The following is a 19,755-nucleotide window of genomic DNA, read 5'->3' as shown; positions in this document are numbered from 1 at the left end:
ATCAAAACCGGCTATGCATGCGCCGCCTGCAACAAGGACCGCCTGCTTGACACGCGACAACACTCCATCAACCGCGCCATTCGGCGCGTTTGCGCCGAATGCGGCGCAGGCCGTGATCATTCGCCTGACGCAACAGTCGGGACTGAAGCGTGGGGCGTTCCGTCCGTGGATGTCGCGGCTGGTGAATCTGCTGCGCGGCGGGCCGATCGACGTGCAGTACCAGGGCGCCTCGTTCCGGCTCTATCACCAGGGCAGCGCGACCGAGCGCGGCGCGCTGTTCAATCCCGACTACAATCTCGACGAACTCGACTTCCTGCGCCAGCACACCCCAGCGGGCGGCACGTTCGTCGATGTCGGCGCCAATGTCGGCACATTTGCTTTGGTCATGGCGAGGCAGGTCGGACCATCAGGCAAGGTTGTCGCGATCGAGCCACATCCGCTGACCTTCGGGCGACTCTCGTTCAACCACGCCGCATCGAGAGCAACGCAGGTGCGCCTGGTGCAGGCCGCGGCGGGCGACAGCGACGGCGAGTTGATGATCGAAAGCGGCGGCGGCAATCTCGGCGCCACCCATGTCGTCACCGGCGCCGCCAGTGCCGAGGCCATCAAGGTGCCGTCGCTGCGGCTGACAAGGATTATGGAAGAGGCCGGCATCACGCAGGTCGATTCGCTCAAGATCGACGTCGAGGGCTTCGAGGACCGCGTGCTGATCGGCTTCTTCCGCGACGCGCCGCAACCGCTGTGGCCGCGCGCGGTGGTGATCGAGCATCTGTCACAAAACGAATGGCAGCAGGATTGTATTGCCGACATGGTCGCGCGCGGCTTTACGATCGCGCGCAGGACGCGGAGCAATACGTTCCTGTCGCGCTGACGGGCGTCAACTACGGAGGTTACGATGATCGACCATTTGGGTTTCTCCGTCTCCGACTATGAGCGCGCGAAGGCGTTCTACGCCAAGGCGCTGGCGCCGCTCGGCTACAGCCTGATCATGGAAGTGACGGCGGAGCAGACCGGTCACGCCGCAGCAGCCGGCTTCGGCGCGAACGGCAAGCCGGAGTTCTGGTTCGGTGCCGAAGGCGCGATGAACAAGCCGGTGCACGTCGCCATCGCGGCGAAAGACCGTGCCACGGTCGACGCTTTCTACAAGGCGGCGATGGCGGCTGGCGGCCGCGACAACGGCGCGCCCGGCATTCGTCCGCATTATCACGCGAACTATTATGGCGCGTTCGTGCTCGACCCCGACGGGCACAACATCGAAGCGGTCTGTCACGCACCGGAATAGAGCAGTTTCCGGGACGGCACGACAAGGAACATCCGCGCGCGATCATCGTTGTCGTCCTCCGGACAACTGATGTCGATGATGCTGATGCCGATCGAACCGCCCGAGATTCCGCCGTCGACACCAGGGACTCCGAGCGAGCCGCCGCCGGGAATTCCGCCGGGCAACCCGCAGCCTGAAATCACGCCACCGGTGCGCGAGCCCGGCGAATCACCGCGGCCCGACGAACTGCCGGGCCGCATCCCTGAAGAGATTCCGCCACGCGGACCGAACGGACCGCGCACACCGAATCCTGCGACGGATGCAAGTTCGCCGCGAGATCACACATGAGACGAAGCATCACATGTGAGGCGATTGCAACCAGCGTCTGAATGCGCAATGAACGTCGCCGTAGTGACGTGATTTACATGCAGAAATAAATCGGCCCGCGACGGCTTCGCCCGCCACAATCCGGCCTAACGCGTAGCTGTTCATCCCAACACTTCGTCAAAGAACCTTCCGGGGAATTTCACCACATGACCAACCTTCGTTTCGTGCTGCTTGCGACCACGGCTCTGACCGCGATGCAATTGGCAAGCTCCGCATCGCATGCGCAAAGCGCTTCGCCACTCGTGGTCGCGCAGGCCCAGACCCAAGAGACGGGCCCTGACGGAAAACCGAAGCAGCCGCCGAAGGGACCGCCAGCGGCTGCACCGCCCGCGGCACCCGCGCGCCCGGCTGCACCGCCGCCTGCTGCGGCGCCGCCTCATCCGCCCGCCTCGCCGCCGCCGGCTGCCGCACCGCCTCACCCGCCGGCCGCACCACCGCCGGCTGCCGCACCGCCTCGTCCTGCAGCGCCTCCGCCGCCGCCTCCACCCGCGGCCCGTCCGGCTGCTCCGCCACCGCCCCCGCCGCCTGCCGCTCCGAAGCAGCCTGCAGCGCCGCCTCCGGCCCCGGCTCCGCAGCAGCATGCCCCGACGCCGCCGCCTCCGGCACCGCCTGCAGCTCGTCCGGCACCGACGCCGTCCGCGCCGCCGCCTGCCGCGGCTCCGCAGCAGCATGCCCCGACGGCCGCCCCGCCGCCCGCAGCTCATCCGACCCCGACGCCTCCACCTCCGCCGCCTCCAGCTGCGGCGCGTCCCGCACCTGCGCCGACGGCAACGCCGACAACACCCGCGACCCCGCCTGCAGCGGCTGCACCTGCGGCCCGCCCCGGCGCGCCAGCGACGCCCGCCCCGGCAGCGACGCCCGCTCCGACGATAACGCCCGCGCCGACCGCAACGCCCGCTCCGGGCGCCACGCCTGGCGCACCGCCAGCGGGCCGTCCCGGCGGACCGCCGCCCGGCGGCGGACGCCCGGGCACGCCGCCGGCCGCGGGATCGCCGGCGCCGGGAGCCACGGCCACGCCGGCCCCCACTGGCACTCCGACCCCGCCGCCCGGACGCTCCGGTGCAGCGGCGCCAGCGCCTGGCGCAACTCCAGCCCCGACGGCCACGCCGACGCCCGGCCAACAGGGTGGAACGCCACCTGCTGGCGCGCCTGCGGCCGGAGCTCCCGCTGCGCCGCCCCAGGCCGGCGGTCTCCCGCCCCGAGCTGCGGCGCCGGCAGGCGCTGCAGCTCCGACGGTCGTCCCCGGCTCCGCGGCTGCTACGCCACCGCCCGATCGGGCCCAATACCGTCCGCCGACGGTTGCCCCGGCCTTCCAGGCCGCGCCGGCGGTCGCAGCACCGCTGCCGCCTCCGCCGCGTCCACCACAGCGTGACCTGACCCCGCTCGCGATCGGTGCAGGCGTGGTGGCCGGCGCCGTGATCGGCGCCACCATCGCCGACATGCATAACCAGCGACAGGAGATCGTCGAGGGCGGCCGCACCGTCTACACCGAGCCGGACCGCATCATCATCCGCGATCCGGGCGGGCAGGCCTATGTCCGCGGCAACGATCTCTATCGCTTCCGCTATGGCGCCCGCGACATCCGCACCTTCAACGAAGGCGGCGAAACCCGCACTGTCGTGGTCCGCCCCGATGGCAGCGAGGTGATCACCGTGGTCGGTCCGGACGGTTCGCTGTTGCGGCGCATCCGCAGGGACCCCGGCGGGCGCGAGATCGTCATCATCGACAACAGCTACCGCGATCCGCGCGCGGTCGGCGGCTTCTATGTCGACGTGCCGCCGCCGGTCGTGAACATTCCCTATGATCGCTACATCGTCGACGCCGAGGAGGCCTCGCCGGACGTGATCTACGCGACCATGCAGGCACCGCCGGTGCAGCGGATCGAGCGGCGTTACTCGCTCGACGAGATCCGCTACAGCCCCAATGTTCGCATGCAGATGCCGAGCATCGACGTCAACACGATCAACTTCGAGACGGGATCGTGGACCATCCCGCCCGACCAGGCGGCCCGGCTGCAGGTGATTGCCGACGGCCTCAACCAGGCGATCCAGCGCAACCCGCGCGAGGTGTTCCTGATCGAGGGACACACAGACGCGGTCGGCAACGACGTCGACAATCTGTCGCTGTCGGACCGCCGCGCGCAGGCCGCGGCCGAATTGCTGACGCAGCAGTTTGGCGTGCCCGCGGAGAACCTGACGTCCCAGGGTTACGGCGAGCAGTACCTGAAGGAGCAGACGCAGGGGCCGAGCCGGATCAACCGACGCGTCACCATCCGCCGCATCACGCCGCTGCTCAATGGCGGCACGGCCTCGTTGCCGCCGCCCCCGCCCGGCACCGCGCCGCCGCGGTAATCGCACACACAAGCGCAAATGGCCGGGAGCGATCCCGGCCATTTTTGTTTTCGCGACTCTCGTGCCCCGGACGCAGTGCAGCACGCAGCCATCGTAGGGTGGGCAAAGCGAAGCGTGCCCACCATCTTCGTCACGATCGGAAAAAGATGGTGGGCACGGCGCGTTGCGCCTTTGCCCACGCTACGGATTCTGGCTCCCGGCTCAGTGCCGCAACGCTTGTCCGGGACACGGGACGCATCAATCCTTGTCGCTCTCGAGGCGGAAGATCTGCGAGCCTTCGCTGCCGGAGAGCAGGCCGGTGTCGCTGTAGAGCTTAAGCTTGGTGCGGGTGTCGGCGATGTCGAGGTTGCGCATGGTGAGCTGACCGATGCGGTCGGCCGGCGTGAAGGCGGCGTCCTCGATCTTCTCCATGCTGAGCCGTTCCGGCGCGTAGGTGAGGTTCGGGCTCTCGGTGTTGAGGATCGAATAGTCGTTGCCGCGGCGCAGCTCCAGCGTGACCTCGCCGGTGACAGCGCGCGCGACCCAGCGCTGCGCGGTCTCGCGCAGCATCAGGGCCTGCGAATCGAACCAGCGGCCCTGATAGAGCAGACGTCCGAGCCGCATGCCGCTGATGCGGTACTGCTCAATGGTGTCCTCGTTGTGGATGCCGGTGACGAGACGCTCATAGGCGATGTGCAGCAGTGCCATGCCGGGCGCCTCGTAGATGCCGCGGCTCTTGGCCTCGATGATACGGTTCTCGATCTGGTCGCTCATGCCGAGGCCATGGCGGCCGCCGATCGCGTTGGCTTCGAGGAACAGCGCGACGGGATCGGTGAAGGTCTCGCCGTTCAACGCGACCGGTTGGCCCTCCTCGAAACGCACCACGACCTTCTCGGCCTTCACGGCACAGTCGTCGCGCCAGAACGGCACGCCCATGATCGGGTTGACGATCTTGATGCCGCTGTCGAGGCTTTCGAGATCCTTCGCCTCGTGGGTCGCGCCGAGCAGATTGCTGTCGGTCGAATACGCCTTCTCCGCGCTCATCTTGTAGGCAAAGCCCTGCGCCGTCATGAACGCCGACATCTCGGCGCGGCCGCCGAGCTCGTCGATGAACTGCTGATCGAGCCAGGGCTTGTAGATGCGCAAGGCAGCATTGGTCAAAAGGCCGTAGCGGTAGAAGCGCTCGATGTCGTTGCCCTTGAAGGTCGAGCCGTCGCCCCAGATGTTGACGCCATCCTCCTTCATCGCGGCGACCAGCATCGTGCCGGTCACCGCGCGCCCGAGCGGCGTGGTGTTGAAATAGGTGATGCCGCCGGTCGAGATGTGGAAGGCACTGGACTGGATCGCGGCGATGCCTTCGTGCACCAGCTGCGTGCGGCAATCGACCAACACGGCCTTCTCGGCGCCGAACGCTTCGGCCTTGCGCGGGATCTCGTTGTAGTCGGCCTCATCGGGCTGGCCGAGATTGGCGGTGTAGGCGTAGCAGCGCGCACCCTTCTGCCTCATCCAGAGCAGCGCCGCGCTCGTGTCGAGACCGCCGGAAAAAGCGATTCCGACTTTCTCACCCTTGGGCAGGCTTTTCAGGATCGTGGTCATGGGGCTTCCAATCGGGTCTCAAAGGGCTGGTGTCAGGGAGGAACTGATCGGGCGAATAACAAATTTCGCACGCCTCGGCACCCATTTAATGGCTCAAACAGACGGTTCGGCGCTCGTCCTGCGACCGAACAGGCGCTGGCGAAGCCGGTAGGCGGGCATGTTCAGCCGGGTCAGGGCGGCATCGACCGCCGCGTCCGAGAACCGTGTGCGCGGCCAGCGGTAGATCAGCGCGTAGAAAAGCCAGATCACCACGAAGGTGACGAGGCCGGCGATCGACACATCGGTGAAGAAGTGACCGCCGAACGCCATCCGCAGGCCGCTGGTGACGAGGCCGAAGACGACGGCGCCGGCATAGGCGAGCGGCCGCCATGCCGGCGGCGCCAGCGCAGCCGGCGCCAGCGTCCAGAACGCGGTCGCGCCTTCGCCGGAGAAGAACGAGCAGTTGCGCGCGCAGTCGCCGCGCGGATCCCACCACGGCACGAATTGCTGGTCGCCGGCAAACTCCGTCACCACCACGGGGCGCGGCCGCCCCCAATAGGTCTTGAAGGTGAGATTGGTGAGGACGCCGGCCGACAGCGTCAACGTCACCAGCAGGAAGATGATCGCGCGCCCGGACACCATCAGCGGCCGGTCGGGCCTGATCATCTTGACGACGAGCGCGACCAGCGACGGCAAAGCGAACGCCCAGGCAATCCACATCGCGGCGTCACGCGCGAAGGCCGCCCATTCGTTCAGCTTGATCGGAAACGTCTTGGTCTCGGGGTCGAAGAACAGCGACGCGAGCTTGAGATCGAGCTCGGGATAGAGGCCGAAAACCACGCCGATCACGAGCCACAGCGCCAGAGCGATGAAAAGTCCAGTCCGGTTCATGGCGCGCGGTTTAGCGGAGTGGGACGGGGATGGAAACCCTATGACCGTCATTCCGGGGCGGCTCGCAGAGCCGAGCCCGGAATCTCGAGATTCCGGGTCTGGTCCTTGACCACCCCGGAATGACGGCGCAAATCACCGCACATCGGGCCGCGAATTCGACGGCAGCGGGGGAGGCGGCTTATGCTGGGGTGGCGGGATGCGCCAGGCGCCGGCATTGCGGCCGGCAATCAGCCAATAGACCACGCCGGCAACGATGCCCGCACCGGTCATGATCTCCAGATGCCGCCGCACGATGCCTTCGAACTGCAAGGTGTCGGGGTGGAAGGGAACGAGACCGAGATAGCAGGCGAGCCCGACGAGGCCGCCACCGACGGCGTAAGCGAGCGCGCTGCGGATATAGAGCGCCTCGGTGATCGCGACGATCACCGCCGCCGGTACCAGTGCAAAGCCCGAGACGAAGATGAAGCCGAAGCCGAGCAGGATGTCGATCGCACCTTGATCGATGGGCCCCGCGCCGAGATCGGCGAACTCCGGAAACAGCAGCGCAATGACGACGATCATCCCGCCGACGAAGCAGGCCGCGAGAAAGCCGATGAAGATGACGATGAGGCGACCGATCAGGGACATGACACCAGCAAGCAGCTGACCAATGGGATCGCCACACCCACAATCGTCATGCCCGGGCTCGACCCGGGCATCCACGACTTTCTCACTTGCGGCTCGACGTGGATGGCCGGGACAAGGCCGGCCATGACGAGAGTGCGTGGGGCACTCATCCTCAATCCGTCATCGCCATGGCACGCAGCGCCTGGCGCTCGCGTGCGCTGAGCTTCTCCGTCTCCGACTTGAGCTGACCGCAGGCGGCGAGGATGTCGCGGCCGCGCGGCGTGCGCACCGGGGAGGAATAGCCGGCGCTGAAGATGTACTCGGAGAACTTTTCGATCTGGTCCCAGTCCGAGCATTCGTAGGCCGTGCCGGGCCAGGGATTGAACGGGATTAGGTTGATTTTTGCCGGAATGCCCTTGAGCATCTTCACCAGCAGCTTCGCATCCTCGAGCGAATCGTTGACGCCCTTGAGCATCACATATTCGAAGGTGATGCGGCGCGCGTTCGAGGCGCCGGGGTAATCGCGGCAGGCCTGCAGCAGGTCCTTGATCGGATATTTGCGGTTGAGCGGCACCAGCTCGTTGCGCAATTCGTCACGCACCGCATGCAGCGAGATCGCGAGCATGACGCCGATCTCCTCGCCGGCGCGGACGATGTTCGGCACCACGCCCGAGGTCGACAGCGTGATGCGGCGGCGGGAGATGCCGATGCCCTCATTGTCGCCGACGATCAGCAGCGCATCGCGCACCGCGTCGAAATTGTAGAGCGGCTCGCCCATGCCCATCATCACGATGTTGGTGACGCGGCGCGTGCCGTCCTCGCGGTCGGCCCAGTCGTTGAGGCGATCGCGCGCGACCATCACCTGACCGACGATCTCACCGGCGGTGAGGTTGCGCACGAGGCGCTGCGTACCGGTGTGGCAGAAGGCGCAGTTCAAGGTGCAGCCGACCTGCGAGGAGACGCAGAGCGTGCCGCGATCGGTCTCGGGTATGTAGACGCACTCGACTTCATGCGCCTTCTCGACATTGTCGCCGCTCGGCAGGCGGAGCAGCCATTTGCGGGTGCCGTCGTTCGATATCTGCTCGGCCACGACCTCCGGCCGATCGACTGTGAAATGCTGGGAGAGCTCGGCGCGGATGCCCTTCGAGATCGAGGTCATCTCGTCGAAGCTCTGAGCGCCGCGGAAATAGAGCCAATGCCAGAGCTGCTGCACGCGCATCTTGCGCTGGGCGGGTGCGACGCCGATCTCGCCGAGGCGATCGGCGAGCTCGCTGCGCGACAGGCCGATCAGCGACGGTTTTGCCGGCGGCACATAGGTTTCGAGTGGAGTCTTCTCCAGCAATGTTGGGTTGTGCGGCTCGGTCGTCGGTTGCATCGAATAGACCTGATTGCGTGGTCGTTCCGGGGCGACGCGAAGCGTCGAACCCGGAACCTCGAGATTCCGGGTCTGGTCCTTCGGACCATCCCGGAATGACGGAAAAGTTTGGAACCGGCTCTATATAGCAACCGGAACACCCGATTGCGACCTTATCGCCTCAGCCTTAACGACTAAAGCGCGGCGAGATCAGGATGAATCGTCATCGCGCTTTAGCTTGTTGTTTGCGCATGATCTTTTCGGAAAACCGCTGCGCACTTTTTCCGGATCATGCTTTAGGCGTTACCGCCTACAATCCTGGGCGATCTTGTCGAGCGCCTGGGCAAGGCCCTTCAGCGAGAAGGTGTCGGTCGTCTCCGTCCCTTTGGCCGAAACGCCCTTGACAACGAGATCGGCGGATTTACGCATGGCCTCGACCATCCGCTCCTCCTCGGCCGCATTCTTGATCCAGAGGCCGTCGCCCTGCGTGTACATCGCAAACGAGGCGCCACCGACCTCGACGGTCGATTCCGAGCCCGGCTTCAGCGCGTAGCCGATCATGACCGAGACTTCGTTGTTCACTTTCTCCGCCGGCCGGGTCGAGACGAAGGCATAGGCGGGATCGCGCGGCCTGTTCGGCGGATTGGTCTTCGACGACGAGGGCTTTGCCAGCGCGAAGCAGACCTTCTTGCCGTTGGGCGTGGCCGAATAGGCGCCCCAGGTACCGAACTGCCCGATCAGAGTCGGCTCCGCGCCGCCGGCAACCGCGGCGGGCGCCGCCCCCGGTTTGCTCTCGGGCTTTGCAGCCGTCTTTGCCGCCGGCGCAGCCGCTTTCGGAGCAGCCGGTGTCGCCTTGGGCGCCGGTTGCGCCGTCTGCGCCCGTGCGGAACCGGCGAGTCCCCACGCCGCTACAGTCATCAACGCTAAAATCAGCACCCGCCACATGCTGGAGTGGTTCCCTCAATATTGTGACTGGAAGATGGCCCGGCCGCGCGTTGTCCCCGGCGCAGGGATAGCCGGGAAAGTCCTGTTTGGGAAGGCAGTTAGCAGGTCATCCGCTTCGTCAGCCCGTAGATCGCGCGGCGCGCTGCGCGGCCCATTGCGCATCGCTCCAGCCGAGCAGATCCTCGGCGCCGGAACTGCGCAGATGCGCGCCACCGTCGATCACCACCATCTCGCCATTGATGTAAGCGGCACGGTCCGAGACCAGGAAGCTGGCGAGGTCGGCAAGCTCGCCGTGCTCGCCGGTGCGTCCAAGCGGGTTGCGCGCGGTCCAGCCCTCCTCGCGGCCCTGGGGGCGCAGCTGCCCGGATGCGCCGGCGGTCGGGAACGGGCCCGGCGCGATCGCGACGGTGCGGATGCCCTTCGGGCCCCATTCCACCGCGAGGCTCTTGGTCATCGCCAGCACCGCCGACTTCGCCATCGCCGAGGGAACGGTGAAGGCGCGGCCGGTGATGGTCGAGGTCGATAGGATCGAGAGCACGACGCCCTTGTGCCGACCATCGATCCAGCGCTTGCCCGCGGCGAGCGTGCAATACATCGCGCCATGCAGCGTCGGCGCCAGGATCGCGTCCGCCGCGCGGAAGGAGAGATGCTCGCTCTGGGCGATGAAGGTCGCCGCGGCGTTGTTGACGAGGATGTCGAGCGGGGCCTCGCGCCAGATCGCGTCCATCATGCTGTCGACAGCGGCACCGCTGCGGATGTCGCACGCGATCGTCGTGACCCTGCCACCGGTCTCTTCACGCATCTCGCGCGCTGTTGCTTCGAGCCGGTCGAGCTTGCGGCCGCAGATCACAAGCTCGGCGCCGAGTGCGAGGAAGCGATGCCCCATCGCAGCGCCAAGGCCGGAGCCGCCACCGGTGACGAGGATGCGTTTGTCCCTGAGCAGACCTGTTTCAAACATCGTTTGAATGCTCCCTTTTCCGTCATTGCGAGCGAAGCGAAGCAATCCAGAGTCCGTCCCGCGGAAATAGTCTGGATTGCTTCGCTTCGCTCGCAATGCCGAGGATAAGCCCGTGCGCTCCTCGAACAAAGAATCCTGATTGTAGGGTCGGCCTAAATCCGGCAAAACCGGACCAACTATAATTCCACTCGAAACGCCCAGTACTTACTTCTCAAGAAGGTGCCACCATGAAAGCCATCCTCTGCTCGCAATATTGCCAGCCCGACGATCTCGTGCTCGCCGAGGTGCCGGATCCGGTGGCGGGTCCCGGCGAGGCCGTGATCGCGATCAAGGCGGCGGCGCTGAACTTCTTCGACCTCCTGATGATCCAGGGCAAGTACCAGATCAAGCCGCCGTTCCCGTTCTCGCCGGCCGCGGAAGTCGCCGGCGTGATCGAGAGCATTGGTCCCGGCGTGACCAATCTGAAGGCCGGCGATCGCGTGGTCGCCTCCTGCGGCCATAATGGCGCGCGCGAGAAGATCGCGCTGCCGGCCGCCTCGATCGTGAAGATTCCCGATCATCTCGATTACGACCGCGCGGCCGGTATCATCATCATCTACGGCACGGCGCTGCATGCGCTGGAGGATCGCGCGAGCCCCAAGCCGGGCGAAACGCTCGCAGTGCTTGGAGCTGCCGGCGGCACGGGCCTTGCGGCCTGCGAGCTCGGCAAGCTGATGGGGCTGAAGGTGATCGCCTGCGCCTCGTCGGACGAGAAGCTCGAATTCGCCAAGGCGCATGGCGCGGAGCTGACGCTGAACTACGCCAAGGAGGATCTGAAGGAAGGCTTGAAAAAGCTCACGGGTGGCAAGGGCGTCGACATCATCTTCGATCCCGTAGGTGGTGCTTATGCCGAGCAGGCGCTGCGCTCGATCGCCTGGGAAGGCCGCTTCCTGGTGATCGGCTTTGCCGCCGGCGACATTCCGAAGATGCCGCTCAACCTCGCGCTGCTGAAAGGCTGCGACATCCGCGGCGTGTTCTGGGGCGCGTGGACCCGGCTCAACCCGGAGAAGAACCGCGCCAATCTCGAAAAGCTCGTGAGGTGGACGGCGGAAGGGAAGATTTCGTCGCATGTCGATCGCACCTTCCCGCTGGCGCAGACCGCCGACGCATTGAAGGTGCTGGCGGGACGTCAGGCCATGGGCAAGGTGATCCTGCATCCGTGAGGTGATGGGGTGGCGGCGCGATACTGCGCACTCTCGCCCACACCTACGTCGTCGTCCGGCTTGACCGGACGACCCGCTATTTCAGAGACAGCAGGGACTTAGCCGAGAAGCCGCGGCGTATTGGATTCCCCGCCCCCGTGCGCAATTGCGCACTAGGCGGGGAATGACAGCGAAGTTTGCAGCGGCAACGCCATGCCTTCCGCTGTTCGCGCGACGCTGCGCATGGCCCGGCTTGGTAAAGCAACTTTCAACCAGAACGATTAAAATGGCGGTGCATTCCCCCGGTTCGCCGCAATCAAACCCAAATATCTCCTGATTCGCGCAAACCGTGGTCGTTTTTTAGGCTGATTCAAACGGCGATTTACCGGTTCCAGTTTGCGGGGTGCTTCTGGACAATAATAAGAAGACTGAACCCAGAATGCCCCTGCGTTGCGTTAGTAATGGGGAGCATCACCATGGAGACGACGGCGTACCGTCCGTCCAGGGAATCGCAGGCGTTCGACTCCGATCGATCTGCATCACATTCGTCTACCGCGTCCTATATCCGTGCGCGCGCCGCACGGGCTGATCTTCCGCAGGACGAGCCAATGCCGCTGTTCCTGTCCGACCCCCTCGGGGCGCCGGACCCGCGGGAATATGCGCCGCAGGCGCTACGCCCGAGAACCAGGTTCATCCCGGTCATTCTCGCGGCGGTCCTGGCGGCCGCCGCAGCCACGATCCTGGCTGGGGTGTTCCAATCCGACTTGCGCGATCTCGTCGTCGCCTATGCCGACGCCTCGACGGTGCAGGCTGCCGCGTCTCCGCCGCCGGTTGCGCGGCAGACCCCGGTCAAGGACCCGGCCCGCCTCTCCAATGCGGTGCTGGCGAGCGCCGACGCGCAAAGTCTTCCGGCGCCGCCGGCGCCAAGCCGCGAAGCGATCGCGAGCGCCTACCAGACTGCGCTGCAAGCCCAGACGCCGGTGCAAGCGCCCGCACCTGTCGCGGCGCAGCCAGTAGCACCACCGCCCGAGCCCGTCAGGACGCTCGACGCAGACACGCTGGCAGGATTGATGACGCGGGCGCGGAGCCTGATCGGCGTCGGCGACATCGCCGCAGCACGCCTGCTGCTCGAACGCGCAGCCAATGCGAAGGATGCAACCGCCGCGCTGCTGCTGGCGCAAACCTATGATCCTGCGGTGCTCGGCACCAGCGATGCGCGGACCATCGTTGGCGACCCGTCCGCAGCGCGCGACTGGTACCAGCGCGCCGCAAACCTTGGATCGGCGGAAGCGCGGCAGCGCCTCAGCCAGCTCTCGAACTAGAACTCTTCAGAGGACACCATGCGTAACGTCTATCGAATGGCGCTCGCCGCCATCATGACAATTTGTGCCTTCGCCGCCCGTGCCGAACAGACCGAATACGATCCGGCCAAAGTCTCGGACAGCCTGAAGGCGATTTTCCAGTTCGGCTCCAACTCGACCAAACAGGCGCTGAACGCCAACACCGTCACGCTGATCACAGGCACGATCGGCGGCACCTATGTGCAGTTCGGCGCCGACCTCGCCTCCGTGCTCGACGACGGCAACAAGATCCGCGTGCTTCCGATCGTCGGCCGCGGCTCGGTGCAGAGCGTCGCCGACATCCTGTTCCTGCAAGGCGTCGATCTCGGCGTCGTGCGCGCGGACACGCTCGATTATCTCGAGCGCAAGGGCTTTGCGAAGGACATCAAGCGGCAGTTCACCTATGTGACCAAGCTCTACAACGAGGAAATGCAGGTGATCGCGCCGAAGTCGATCGCAACATTGAAGGACCTCGAAGGCAAGACGGTCAGCGTGGACCTGCCGAACGGCGGCACCTTCGTCACCGCGCTCACCGTGTTCGAGCGGCTCGGGATCAAGGCGAAGTTCGTCTATGTCGAGCAGCGCATCGCGATGGAGAAGCTGAAGGCCGGCGAGATCGACGCCGTCATCGTGGTCGGCGGCAAGCCGTACAAGTCGGTGTCGACCTTCGCCAATGACGGCCGCTTCCATCTCGCCAACGTCGATTACGCCAAGCCGCTGCAGAGCGACTATCTGCCGGCAACGCTCACGGCCAAGGACTATCCCAACCTGATCAAGGACGGCGAGAGCGTCGACACGATCGCGGTGCCCGCGGTTCTGGCGGCCTACAATTGGGCGCCGAACACCGAGCGCTATCGCAAGCTCGCGCTGTTCGTGGATGCGTTCTTCACCAAATTCCCCGCGCTCCAGAACCCGCCGTTCCATCCCAAGTGGAAGGAGGTCTCGCTCGCCGCACCGCTCGCCGGCTGGAACCGATTGCCGGTGGCGCAGCAATGGCTCGACAAGCACGGCGTCGAACCGGTGACGCGCCAGCGCTTCGAGGCGTTCCTGAAGCAGAATCCGGCGGCCGCGAAAGTTTCCGATGCCGAGAGGGAAACGCTGTTCAGGCAATTCCAGGCGTGGGACGCGGAGAACGCGCGGGCGGAAAAGAAGTAAGCCGCGTCATTGCGAGGAGCGAAGCGACGAAACAATCCAGACTGCCGCCGCGGGGACATTTCTGGATTGCTTCGCTTCGCTTGCAATGACGGTGCTTGGGGGCAAGCACCATCCGCACACTCAATCGTCATCGTCCGCCACCGGGTCTCGCTTCGGCGAGCCCGGGCTCCGGCGGGAGATCCAGTATTCCGTGACGCTGGTGATTGGATCGAGAGGCCGCGGCATACTGGATTCCCCGCCTGCGCGGGGAATGACTGGGGGGAAGCCTGAGGCCGCGTCTGCTACGCCACTTCCACGTCCCCCTCATCCACCCCACGCTTCAACGCGGCACGCGCGGCTTCGCGATGCTCGCTGGTGATGTGGCTCGCGACCATGCGGATGGCGGTGGCAAGCACGGCGGCGTCATCGGTGAAGCCGAGGATCGGCATCACGTCGGGAACGAAGTCGAAAGGCAGGATGAAATAGGCGATCGCCCCCAGGAGAGAGGCCTGGACATGGCGCGGCGTCTGCCGGTCGAACGCGCAGTAGTAGGCGGCGAGCAGATCTTCCGCGAACGGCAGTTGGGCGGCAACGCGCTTCAGCTTGCGCCAGAAGCGGCGGCGAACGCTCTCGCGATCCTGCGCGAGCCGATCGGCCGGCTCGAAACCGACGCTGTGTTCGGCAGCCATGTCCAGCAAACTCCCCCTTCAGCCAGGGCGGCAGATCGCCGCATCCGTCGCTGATCACAAGATGGGGATGCTGCCGGCCTCGGCAAGATGTAAGCCCGGTGTCAGCCGGCGATGGCGTTCATCTTTTGGGCGAGCTCGATATCGAGCCTGGTGACCCCGCCGGCGTCGTGGGTGGAGAGCACCACCTCCACGGTCTTGTAGACGTTCCTCCATTCGGGGTGGTGGTCCATCTTCTCGGCGACCAGCGCGGCGCGGGCCATGAAGCCGAACGCCTCGTTGAAATCCTTGAAGACAAAGGTCTTCGCGATGGCGTCGCGGCCCGGGACCTCCGTCCAGCCCTGTATGGCGCCCAGCGCCTGCTTGCGTGCTTCCGCCGTCAGCCGCTCTGCCATGATCGCCTCCGTCGTTCAGGGGAACTTTACCCTAACACCCGTGCCTACGGCCCGGGTTCACCGGGGACTGGGCCCATCCGCTAACCATGACGGAGATGTAACCCCTCCGGACAAGAATTTTGCTACAATTACGGGCGTAAGTCGCCGGCCGAGATGAAACTGAGCCTCAAGCGCCTGTTCGGGAGATCGATGACCGGGGGATTGGACCTGGCCGAAGCGCCCAACTCGACGTCGCCGCGATCAGCGGCGCGACGTACCGCGCTTGTCTCTCTCGCATTGGTGCTCGCGCTCATCGGCGCGATCACCGGCGGCTATTATTTCGCGATGCGGCCGGTGACGCTGAAGATCGCGGTCGGCCCCGCCAACAGCGATGACATCAAGCTCGTGCAGACGCTGACGCAGGCTTTCTCGCAGAACAAGAGCTATGTGCGGCTGCGGCCGATCCAGACCGACGGCGCCACCGCCAGCGCCCAGGCGCTTGCAGAGAGCAAGGTCGACCTCGCCATCGTGCGCGGCGACGTCGACGTTCCCAAGAACGCGCAAGCGGTTGCGACCCTGCGCAAGAACGTCGTGGTGCTGTGGTCCGTGCCCGGCAAGGGCAAGAAGAAGGGCGCGAAGATCACCAAGATCGCGCAGCTCGCCGGTCATCGCGTCGGCGTGGTCGGCCGCACCCAGGCCAACGTCAATCTGCTCAAGGTGATCCTGCAGCAATACAGCGTCGATCCCGCCAAGGTCGAGATCATCCAGTTCCCGGCCAATGAAGCCGCCGAGGCGATCAAGGCCCAGAAGGCCGATGCCTATCTCGCCGCAGGCCCCGTCAACAGCAAGATCACGGCGGATGCGATCGCGGCCTCCGCCAAGGACGGTGGGACGCCCACCTTCCTCGCAATCGATTCCGCCGACGCGATCGCGCAGAACCATCCGGTCTATGAAGCCTCGGAGATTCCCGCCGGCACTTATGGCGGCTCGCCCGACAGGCCCGAGGACGAGGTCAAGACCATCAGCTTCTCGCACCACATCGTGGCGCGCAAAGGTATCTCCGAAACCACCATCGCGGCATTCACCCGGCAACTGTTCGCCGTGCGCCAGCAATTGGTGACGGAATTCCCGCTCGCGGCGAAGATCGAGACGCCCGACACCGACAAGGACGCCGTGATCCCCGTGCATCCCGGCGCCGCCGCCTTCGTCGACGGCGAGGAGAAGACCTTCCTCGACAGGTACAGCGATTACATCTGGTGGGGCCTGATGGCCCTGTCGGCCATGGGCTCGCTCGGCGCCTGGTTCGCGGGCTATCTGAAGAAGGACGAGCGCGACAACAACAGCCATCTGCGCGAGCGTCTGCTCGACATGATCGCGGCCGCGCGCAAATGCGAGACGACCGAAGAGCTCGACCAGATGCAGACCGAGGCCGACGACATCCTGCGCGACACGCTGCGCTGCTTCGATCACGGCGCGATCGAGGAAGCCGCGCTCACCGCCTTCAACATCGCGCTCGACCAATTCCACGCTGCGGTTGCCGACCGCAAGGCCGTGCTGTTCAGCCTGTCGCAGAACCTGCAGCGTACGGGCGCTCAGTTCAGGGCCGCCGGCAACGCATAAGAGCTTGCGCGCGTAATTGCTGCGTCACATTGTCTCAATATAGCTTCCGCTGTCATTCCGGGGCGATGCGTCAGCATCGCATCCAGAATCTCGGGATTCCGAGTCCGGTGCTCGCGCACCATCCCGGAATGACGGCGCGAGATACGCACGAGACAGCCAGCCCGCGAGCCAGCCATGAAGATCAAATTCTCCCGCCGCCGTTTCCTCAGCACCAGCGCCGGCGCGCTTGGCGCGATCGCGATGCCCCGTCTGTCGCGCGCGGCCGACCGGCCGGCAGTGACCCATGGCGTACAATCGGGCGATGTCACCGTCGACGGCGGCGTGGTGTGGGCGCGCACGGACCGGCCGGCGCAGATGCTGGTCGAGGTGGCGACGACCGAATCGTTCAAGGACGCCCGCGCGCTGCCGCCAATCGCAGCCCTTCCCGAGAGCGATTTCACCGCCAAGATGCTGCTGGAGAATCTGCCGGGCGGCCAGGATATTTTCTACCGCGTCCGTTTCCGCGATCTCTCGCACACCGCGATCGAGGGCGAGCCGGTGGTCGGCCGCTTCCGCACCGCGCCAGCCGACCGCCGCGATGTCAGCTTCGTCTGGGGCGGCGACGTCGCGGGCCAGGGCTGGGGCATCAATCCCGATGACGGCGGCATGTTCACCTTCTCGGCGATGCGCAAACATCGTCCGGACTTCTTCCTGCATTCCGGCGACACCATCTATGCCGACGGCCCGATTCAATCCGAGGTGAAGCTAGCGGACGGCAAGATCTGGAAGAACATCACCATCCCCGAGAAGGCCAAGGTCGCGGAGACGCTGGACGAATACCGCGCCGCGCACAAATACAATCTCACCGACGACAATGTCCGCGCCTTCAATGCCGAAGTGCCTATCTTCGTGCAGTGGGACGACCATGAGGTGACCAACAACTGGTCGCTGTCGAAGGAGCTGCCGGCGACTTACAAGGTGCGCGATATCTCGCTGCTCGCAGCGCGCGCCGGCCGCGCCTTTCACGAGATGTATCCGATGCGCGAGAGCATCGTCGAGCCGGGCCGGGTCTATCGCAAAATCTCCTACGGGCCGCATCTCGACGTGTTCGTGCTCGACGAGCGTAGCTATCGCGGCCCGAACGGCGCGAACCAGGAGACGGCGTACGGGCCGGCGGCGTATTTCCTCGGGCCGGAGCAGATGGCATGGCTCAAGCGCGGACTGCTCAATTCGCGCGCGACCTGGAAAGTCATTGCCTCCGACATGCCACTCAGCCTGATCGTCTATGACGACGCGGCCAACAAGAAGGGCTCGGAGGCTTTCGCGCAAGGCGACGGCCCGGTGCGCGGTCGCGAATTCGAGATCGCCGACATCCTGCGCTTCATCAAGATGGCGCCGATCAACAACACAGTGTGGCTCACCGCAGACGTGCACTACGCCGCGGCGCATTATTACGATCCGAACAAGGCGCAATTCCAGGAGTTCGAGCCGTTCTGGGAGTTCGTCTCGGGCCCGCTGCACGCCGGCACGTTCGGCCCGAACGAGCTCGACAATACGTTTGGACCCGAGGTGCGCTTCGTTAGGGCGCCCGGCCCCGACAAGCAGAACCTGCCGCCCTCGGCCGGCATGCAGTTCTTCGGTCACGTCAAGATCGACGGCGCCTCCGGCCAGATGACGGTGACCTTGCGCGACCGTGCCGACGTCGCGCTGTGGTCGACCACGCTCGATCCGAAGCTTGCCTGAAGGGACGGGGACGGGGGCGCGCGATCAGGCGCCGCGCGAGCGCAGCGCGGACTCCAGCGCCTCGCTCGAGCAGGGCTTTTGCAGCCGGGGCCTTGCCTTGAACTCGGCCGGGATCTGGGTTTCGGCGCCGTAGCCGGTCACGAAGACGAAGGGGATTTGCGCGGCCGCCAGCCGCTCGGCGACGGCAAAGCTTTTCTCGCGGCTCAGCTCGACATCGAGCAGCGCGAAATCCGGCGCACGCCTGGCGATCGCATCCAGCGCCTGCGCGACCGATCCGACGCTGCGCACGCTCTTTGCGCCAAATCCAAGCAGGCGGTCCTCGAAATCGATGGCGATGATGGGATCGTCCTCAACGATCAGGATATCACTGGGAATATCGGCCGAGCCGTTCGGGGAGGCAGGTATCATGGTGCCGGCTATCGAGGGCTGCATGTCTTTGTCCGTTAGGCAGCCTCTGTCCGATGCCTGCGCCCAGCGCATCGGAGGGTTCCAGGAACGAAACTCACCACAGAACAGTTTCAACGTCTGTCCACTTGTGCACACAGCCAGGACGCGGAGCTCGCTAAGGTCGACAGGAGAGCAGGGGATCGACGATGGACGCGCGCATCAGCACGACAAGCGAGGTCAACACCAGGCCTGTCAACAATCTGCTGCGGCGCTTGAATGCGGCGGATTACGCGCTGCTGGCGCCGCACCTCGCCGTTGACCAGACCGCGGCGGGCGAGCTGCTCTACAATCCCGGCGACAACGTCCAGGTCGTGCACTTTCCCTGCGGGCCATCGCTTGCGACTTTTCTCGTCCCCAATGAAGACGGCCGTGACGTCGAGACCATTCTGGTTGGCCGCGAGGGCGCGGTCGGCGGCATCGTCAGCGAGGGATTTCTGCCGGCCTATACTCGCATCTGCGTCAAGTTCGGCGGGCCGTTTGCGCGCATTCATGTCGGCAAGCTCGAAGCGGCCAAGCAGCGCTCGCCGTCACTGCGCAACATCTTTGCCCGTTACGCGGACTGCATGCTGGCGCAGATATTCCAGTCCACCGCCTGCAACGCCATCCACTCGATCGAGCGGCGCACGGCCAAATGGATTCTGGCGGCGATGGAGCGCACCGGCGACGAGAGCAGCGTGCCGCTGACGCACGAGCAGCTCGCGACGCTGCTTGGCGTCGGTCGCAGCTATGCCAGCCGCGTGCTTCAATCGTTCAGGGCGGAAGGCGTGCTCGACACAAGGCGCGGCTCGATCCTGGTCCGCAACCGCGACGGCCTGCGTCTGCGCGCCTGCCTGTGCAACGACGCGGTGAAGATGCACTTCGAGGAGGTGCTGCGGGGGGTGTATCCGACCGAGGAGCGGGAGGCCAGCTAACGCCATCTCTGGCGTGCAAAAGCGGCGGTGTAC

General features: G+C 65.6%; 19 protein-coding genes. 10 read left to right on the top strand and 9 right to left on the bottom strand.

Annotated elements, in window-relative coordinates; translation table 11 throughout:
• Positions 1-46 precede the first annotated feature (46 nt).
• The 4 genes from ACVWY3_RS30860 to ACVWY3_RS30845 all read left to right on the top strand — a co-directional run bounded on the left by ACVWY3_RS30860 (position 47) and on the right by ACVWY3_RS30845 (position 3,999).
• Positions 47-871: an FkbM family methyltransferase gene (locus ACVWY3_RS30860; protein WP_456841835.1), complete on the top strand. Its 825-nt coding sequence runs from the start codon at positions 47-49 to the stop codon at positions 869-871.
• 24 nt (positions 872-895) lie between these two features.
• Complete coding sequence (locus tag ACVWY3_RS30855; RefSeq protein WP_456841834.1) at positions 896-1,282, top strand: VOC family protein; 387 nt, start codon at positions 896-898, stop codon at positions 1,280-1,282.
• Positions 1,283-1,366: 84 nt separating this feature from the next.
• On the top strand, positions 1,367-1,609 hold the full coding sequence (locus tag ACVWY3_RS30850) for a hypothetical protein (protein ID WP_456843499.1): 243 nt from the start codon (positions 1,367-1,369) through the stop codon (positions 1,607-1,609).
• 185 nt (positions 1,610-1,794) lie between these two features.
• A complete protein-coding gene (locus ACVWY3_RS30845; RefSeq protein ID WP_456841833.1) occupies positions 1,795-3,999 on the top strand; it encodes an OmpA family protein in 2,205 nt (734 codons plus the stop codon).
• A gap of 237 nt (positions 4,000-4,236) precedes the next feature.
• On the opposite strand, the gene argG is transcribed toward ACVWY3_RS30845, so the two are convergent.
• From argG to ACVWY3_RS30815, 6 genes are all read right to left on the bottom strand, one after another.
• A complete protein-coding gene (gene argG / locus ACVWY3_RS30840; protein WP_456841832.1) occupies positions 4,237-5,574 on the bottom strand; it encodes an argininosuccinate synthase in 1,338 nt (445 codons plus the stop codon).
• Positions 5,575-5,667: 93 nt separating this feature from the next.
• Positions 5,668-6,444 (bottom strand): phosphatase PAP2 family protein, encoded by a 777-nt coding sequence (locus ACVWY3_RS30835; RefSeq protein ID WP_456841831.1) that lies wholly within the window; start codon positions 6,442-6,444, stop codon positions 5,668-5,670.
• A 132-nt stretch (positions 6,445-6,576) separates the two neighbouring features.
• On the bottom strand, positions 6,577-7,071 hold the full coding sequence (locus ACVWY3_RS30830) for a hypothetical protein (RefSeq protein ID WP_456841830.1): 495 nt from the start codon (positions 7,069-7,071) through the stop codon (positions 6,577-6,579).
• 151 nt (positions 7,072-7,222) lie between these two features.
• Positions 7,223-8,425 carry a 23S rRNA (adenine(2503)-C(2))-methyltransferase RlmN gene (rlmN, locus tag ACVWY3_RS30825; protein ID WP_456841829.1) on the bottom strand — a complete coding sequence of 401 codons (1,203 nt, stop codon included), beginning with the start codon at positions 8,423-8,425 and terminating at the stop codon, positions 7,223-7,225.
• A gap of 282 nt (positions 8,426-8,707) precedes the next feature.
• Entirely contained in the window at positions 8,708-9,349 is a 642-nt protein-coding gene (locus ACVWY3_RS30820; RefSeq protein ID WP_456841828.1) for an invasion associated locus B family protein, read from the bottom strand.
• Between the two features lie 118 nt (positions 9,350-9,467).
• The gene (locus ACVWY3_RS30815) at positions 9,468-10,307 is read right to left on the bottom strand and encodes an SDR family oxidoreductase (protein ID WP_456841827.1); all 840 of its coding nucleotides are present in this window, start codon (positions 10,305-10,307) and stop codon (positions 9,468-9,470) included.
• A 227-nt stretch (positions 10,308-10,534) separates the two neighbouring features.
• On the opposite strand from ACVWY3_RS30815, the gene ACVWY3_RS30810 reads away from it, so the two are divergent.
• The 3 genes from ACVWY3_RS30810 to ACVWY3_RS30800 all read left to right on the top strand — a co-directional run bounded on the left by ACVWY3_RS30810 (position 10,535) and on the right by ACVWY3_RS30800 (position 13,983).
• Entirely contained in the window at positions 10,535-11,509 is a 975-nt protein-coding gene (locus ACVWY3_RS30810) for an NADPH:quinone oxidoreductase family protein (RefSeq protein WP_456841826.1), read from the top strand.
• Between the two features lie 455 nt (positions 11,510-11,964).
• Positions 11,965-12,810: a hypothetical protein gene (locus tag ACVWY3_RS30805; protein WP_456841825.1), complete on the top strand. Its 846-nt coding sequence runs from the start codon at positions 11,965-11,967 to the stop codon at positions 12,808-12,810.
• Between the two features lie 18 nt (positions 12,811-12,828).
• Positions 12,829-13,983, top strand: coding sequence for a TAXI family TRAP transporter solute-binding subunit (locus ACVWY3_RS30800; protein WP_456841824.1), 1,155 nt, complete (start codon positions 12,829-12,831; stop codon positions 13,981-13,983).
• Positions 13,984-14,264: 281 nt separating this feature from the next.
• Here the strand turns inward: ACVWY3_RS30800 and ACVWY3_RS30795 are convergent, their stop codons facing one another.
• A complete protein-coding gene (locus ACVWY3_RS30795; RefSeq protein ID WP_456841823.1) occupies positions 14,265-14,651 on the bottom strand; it encodes a YkvA family protein in 387 nt (128 codons plus the stop codon).
• Between the two features lie 101 nt (positions 14,652-14,752).
• The gene (locus ACVWY3_RS30790; protein WP_456841822.1) at positions 14,753-15,043 is read right to left on the bottom strand and encodes a 4a-hydroxytetrahydrobiopterin dehydratase; all 291 of its coding nucleotides are present in this window, start codon (positions 15,041-15,043) and stop codon (positions 14,753-14,755) included.
• A 153-nt stretch (positions 15,044-15,196) separates the two neighbouring features.
• Between ACVWY3_RS30790 and ACVWY3_RS30785 the strand changes: the two genes are divergently transcribed.
• A complete protein-coding gene (locus ACVWY3_RS30785) occupies positions 15,197-16,642 on the top strand; it encodes a TAXI family TRAP transporter solute-binding subunit (protein ID WP_456841821.1) in 1,446 nt (481 codons plus the stop codon).
• Positions 16,643-16,816: 174 nt separating this feature from the next.
• Positions 16,817-18,364, top strand: coding sequence for an alkaline phosphatase D family protein (locus tag ACVWY3_RS30780; protein ID WP_456841820.1), 1,548 nt, complete (start codon positions 16,817-16,819; stop codon positions 18,362-18,364).
• 24 nt (positions 18,365-18,388) lie between these two features.
• Here the strand turns inward: ACVWY3_RS30780 and ACVWY3_RS30775 are convergent, their stop codons facing one another.
• Positions 18,389-18,796: a response regulator gene (locus ACVWY3_RS30775; protein WP_456841819.1), complete on the bottom strand. Its 408-nt coding sequence runs from the start codon at positions 18,794-18,796 to the stop codon at positions 18,389-18,391.
• Positions 18,797-18,957: 161 nt separating this feature from the next.
• Between ACVWY3_RS30775 and ACVWY3_RS30770 the strand changes: the two genes are divergently transcribed.
• Entirely contained in the window at positions 18,958-19,722 is a 765-nt protein-coding gene (locus tag ACVWY3_RS30770; RefSeq protein WP_456841818.1) for a Crp/Fnr family transcriptional regulator, read from the top strand.
• The last annotated feature ends 33 nt before the right edge of the window (positions 19,723-19,755 follow it).

This window comes from Bradyrhizobium sp. USDA 4486, assembly GCF_054057995.1.
Note: the sequence above shows the minus strand (reverse complement) of the source record. Positions and strands in the feature narration are given on the sequence as shown.

Coding starts and splice junctions, on each gene's coding strand:
- rlmN (WP_456841829.1), bottom strand. CDS start 8,425: ATGCAACCGACGACCGAGCCGCACAACCCAACATTGCTGGAGAAGACT.
- ACVWY3_RS30855 (WP_456841834.1), top strand. CDS start 896: ATGATCGACCATTTGGGTTTCTCCGTCTCCGACTATGAGCGCGCGAAG.
- ACVWY3_RS30845 (WP_456841833.1), top strand. CDS start 1,795: ATGACCAACCTTCGTTTCGTGCTGCTTGCGACCACGGCTCTGACCGCG.
- ACVWY3_RS30775 (WP_456841819.1), bottom strand. CDS start 18,796: ATGCAGCCCTCGATAGCCGGCACCATGATACCTGCCTCCCCGAACGGC.
- ACVWY3_RS30835 (WP_456841831.1), bottom strand. CDS start 6,444: ATGAACCGGACTGGACTTTTCATCGCTCTGGCGCTGTGGCTCGTGATC.
- ACVWY3_RS30795 (WP_456841823.1), bottom strand. CDS start 14,651: ATGGCTGCCGAACACAGCGTCGGTTTCGAGCCGGCCGATCGGCTCGCG.
- argG (WP_456841832.1), bottom strand. CDS start 5,574: ATGACCACGATCCTGAAAAGCCTGCCCAAGGGTGAGAAAGTCGGAATC.
- ACVWY3_RS30815 (WP_456841827.1), bottom strand. CDS start 10,307: ATGTTTGAAACAGGTCTGCTCAGGGACAAACGCATCCTCGTCACCGGT.
- ACVWY3_RS30805 (WP_456841825.1), top strand. CDS start 11,965: ATGGAGACGACGGCGTACCGTCCGTCCAGGGAATCGCAGGCGTTCGAC.
- ACVWY3_RS30770 (WP_456841818.1), top strand. CDS start 18,958: ATGGACGCGCGCATCAGCACGACAAGCGAGGTCAACACCAGGCCTGTC.
- ACVWY3_RS30780 (WP_456841820.1), top strand. CDS start 16,817: ATGAAGATCAAATTCTCCCGCCGCCGTTTCCTCAGCACCAGCGCCGGC.
- ACVWY3_RS30810 (WP_456841826.1), top strand. CDS start 10,535: ATGAAAGCCATCCTCTGCTCGCAATATTGCCAGCCCGACGATCTCGTG.
- ACVWY3_RS30830 (WP_456841830.1), bottom strand. CDS start 7,071: ATGTCCCTGATCGGTCGCCTCATCGTCATCTTCATCGGCTTTCTCGCG.
- ACVWY3_RS30820 (WP_456841828.1), bottom strand. CDS start 9,349: ATGTGGCGGGTGCTGATTTTAGCGTTGATGACTGTAGCGGCGTGGGGA.
- ACVWY3_RS30785 (WP_456841821.1), top strand. CDS start 15,197: ATGAAACTGAGCCTCAAGCGCCTGTTCGGGAGATCGATGACCGGGGGA.
- ACVWY3_RS30850 (WP_456843499.1), top strand. CDS start 1,367: ATGCCGATCGAACCGCCCGAGATTCCGCCGTCGACACCAGGGACTCCG.
- ACVWY3_RS30800 (WP_456841824.1), top strand. CDS start 12,829: ATGCGTAACGTCTATCGAATGGCGCTCGCCGCCATCATGACAATTTGT.
- ACVWY3_RS30790 (WP_456841822.1), bottom strand. CDS start 15,043: ATGGCAGAGCGGCTGACGGCGGAAGCACGCAAGCAGGCGCTGGGCGCC.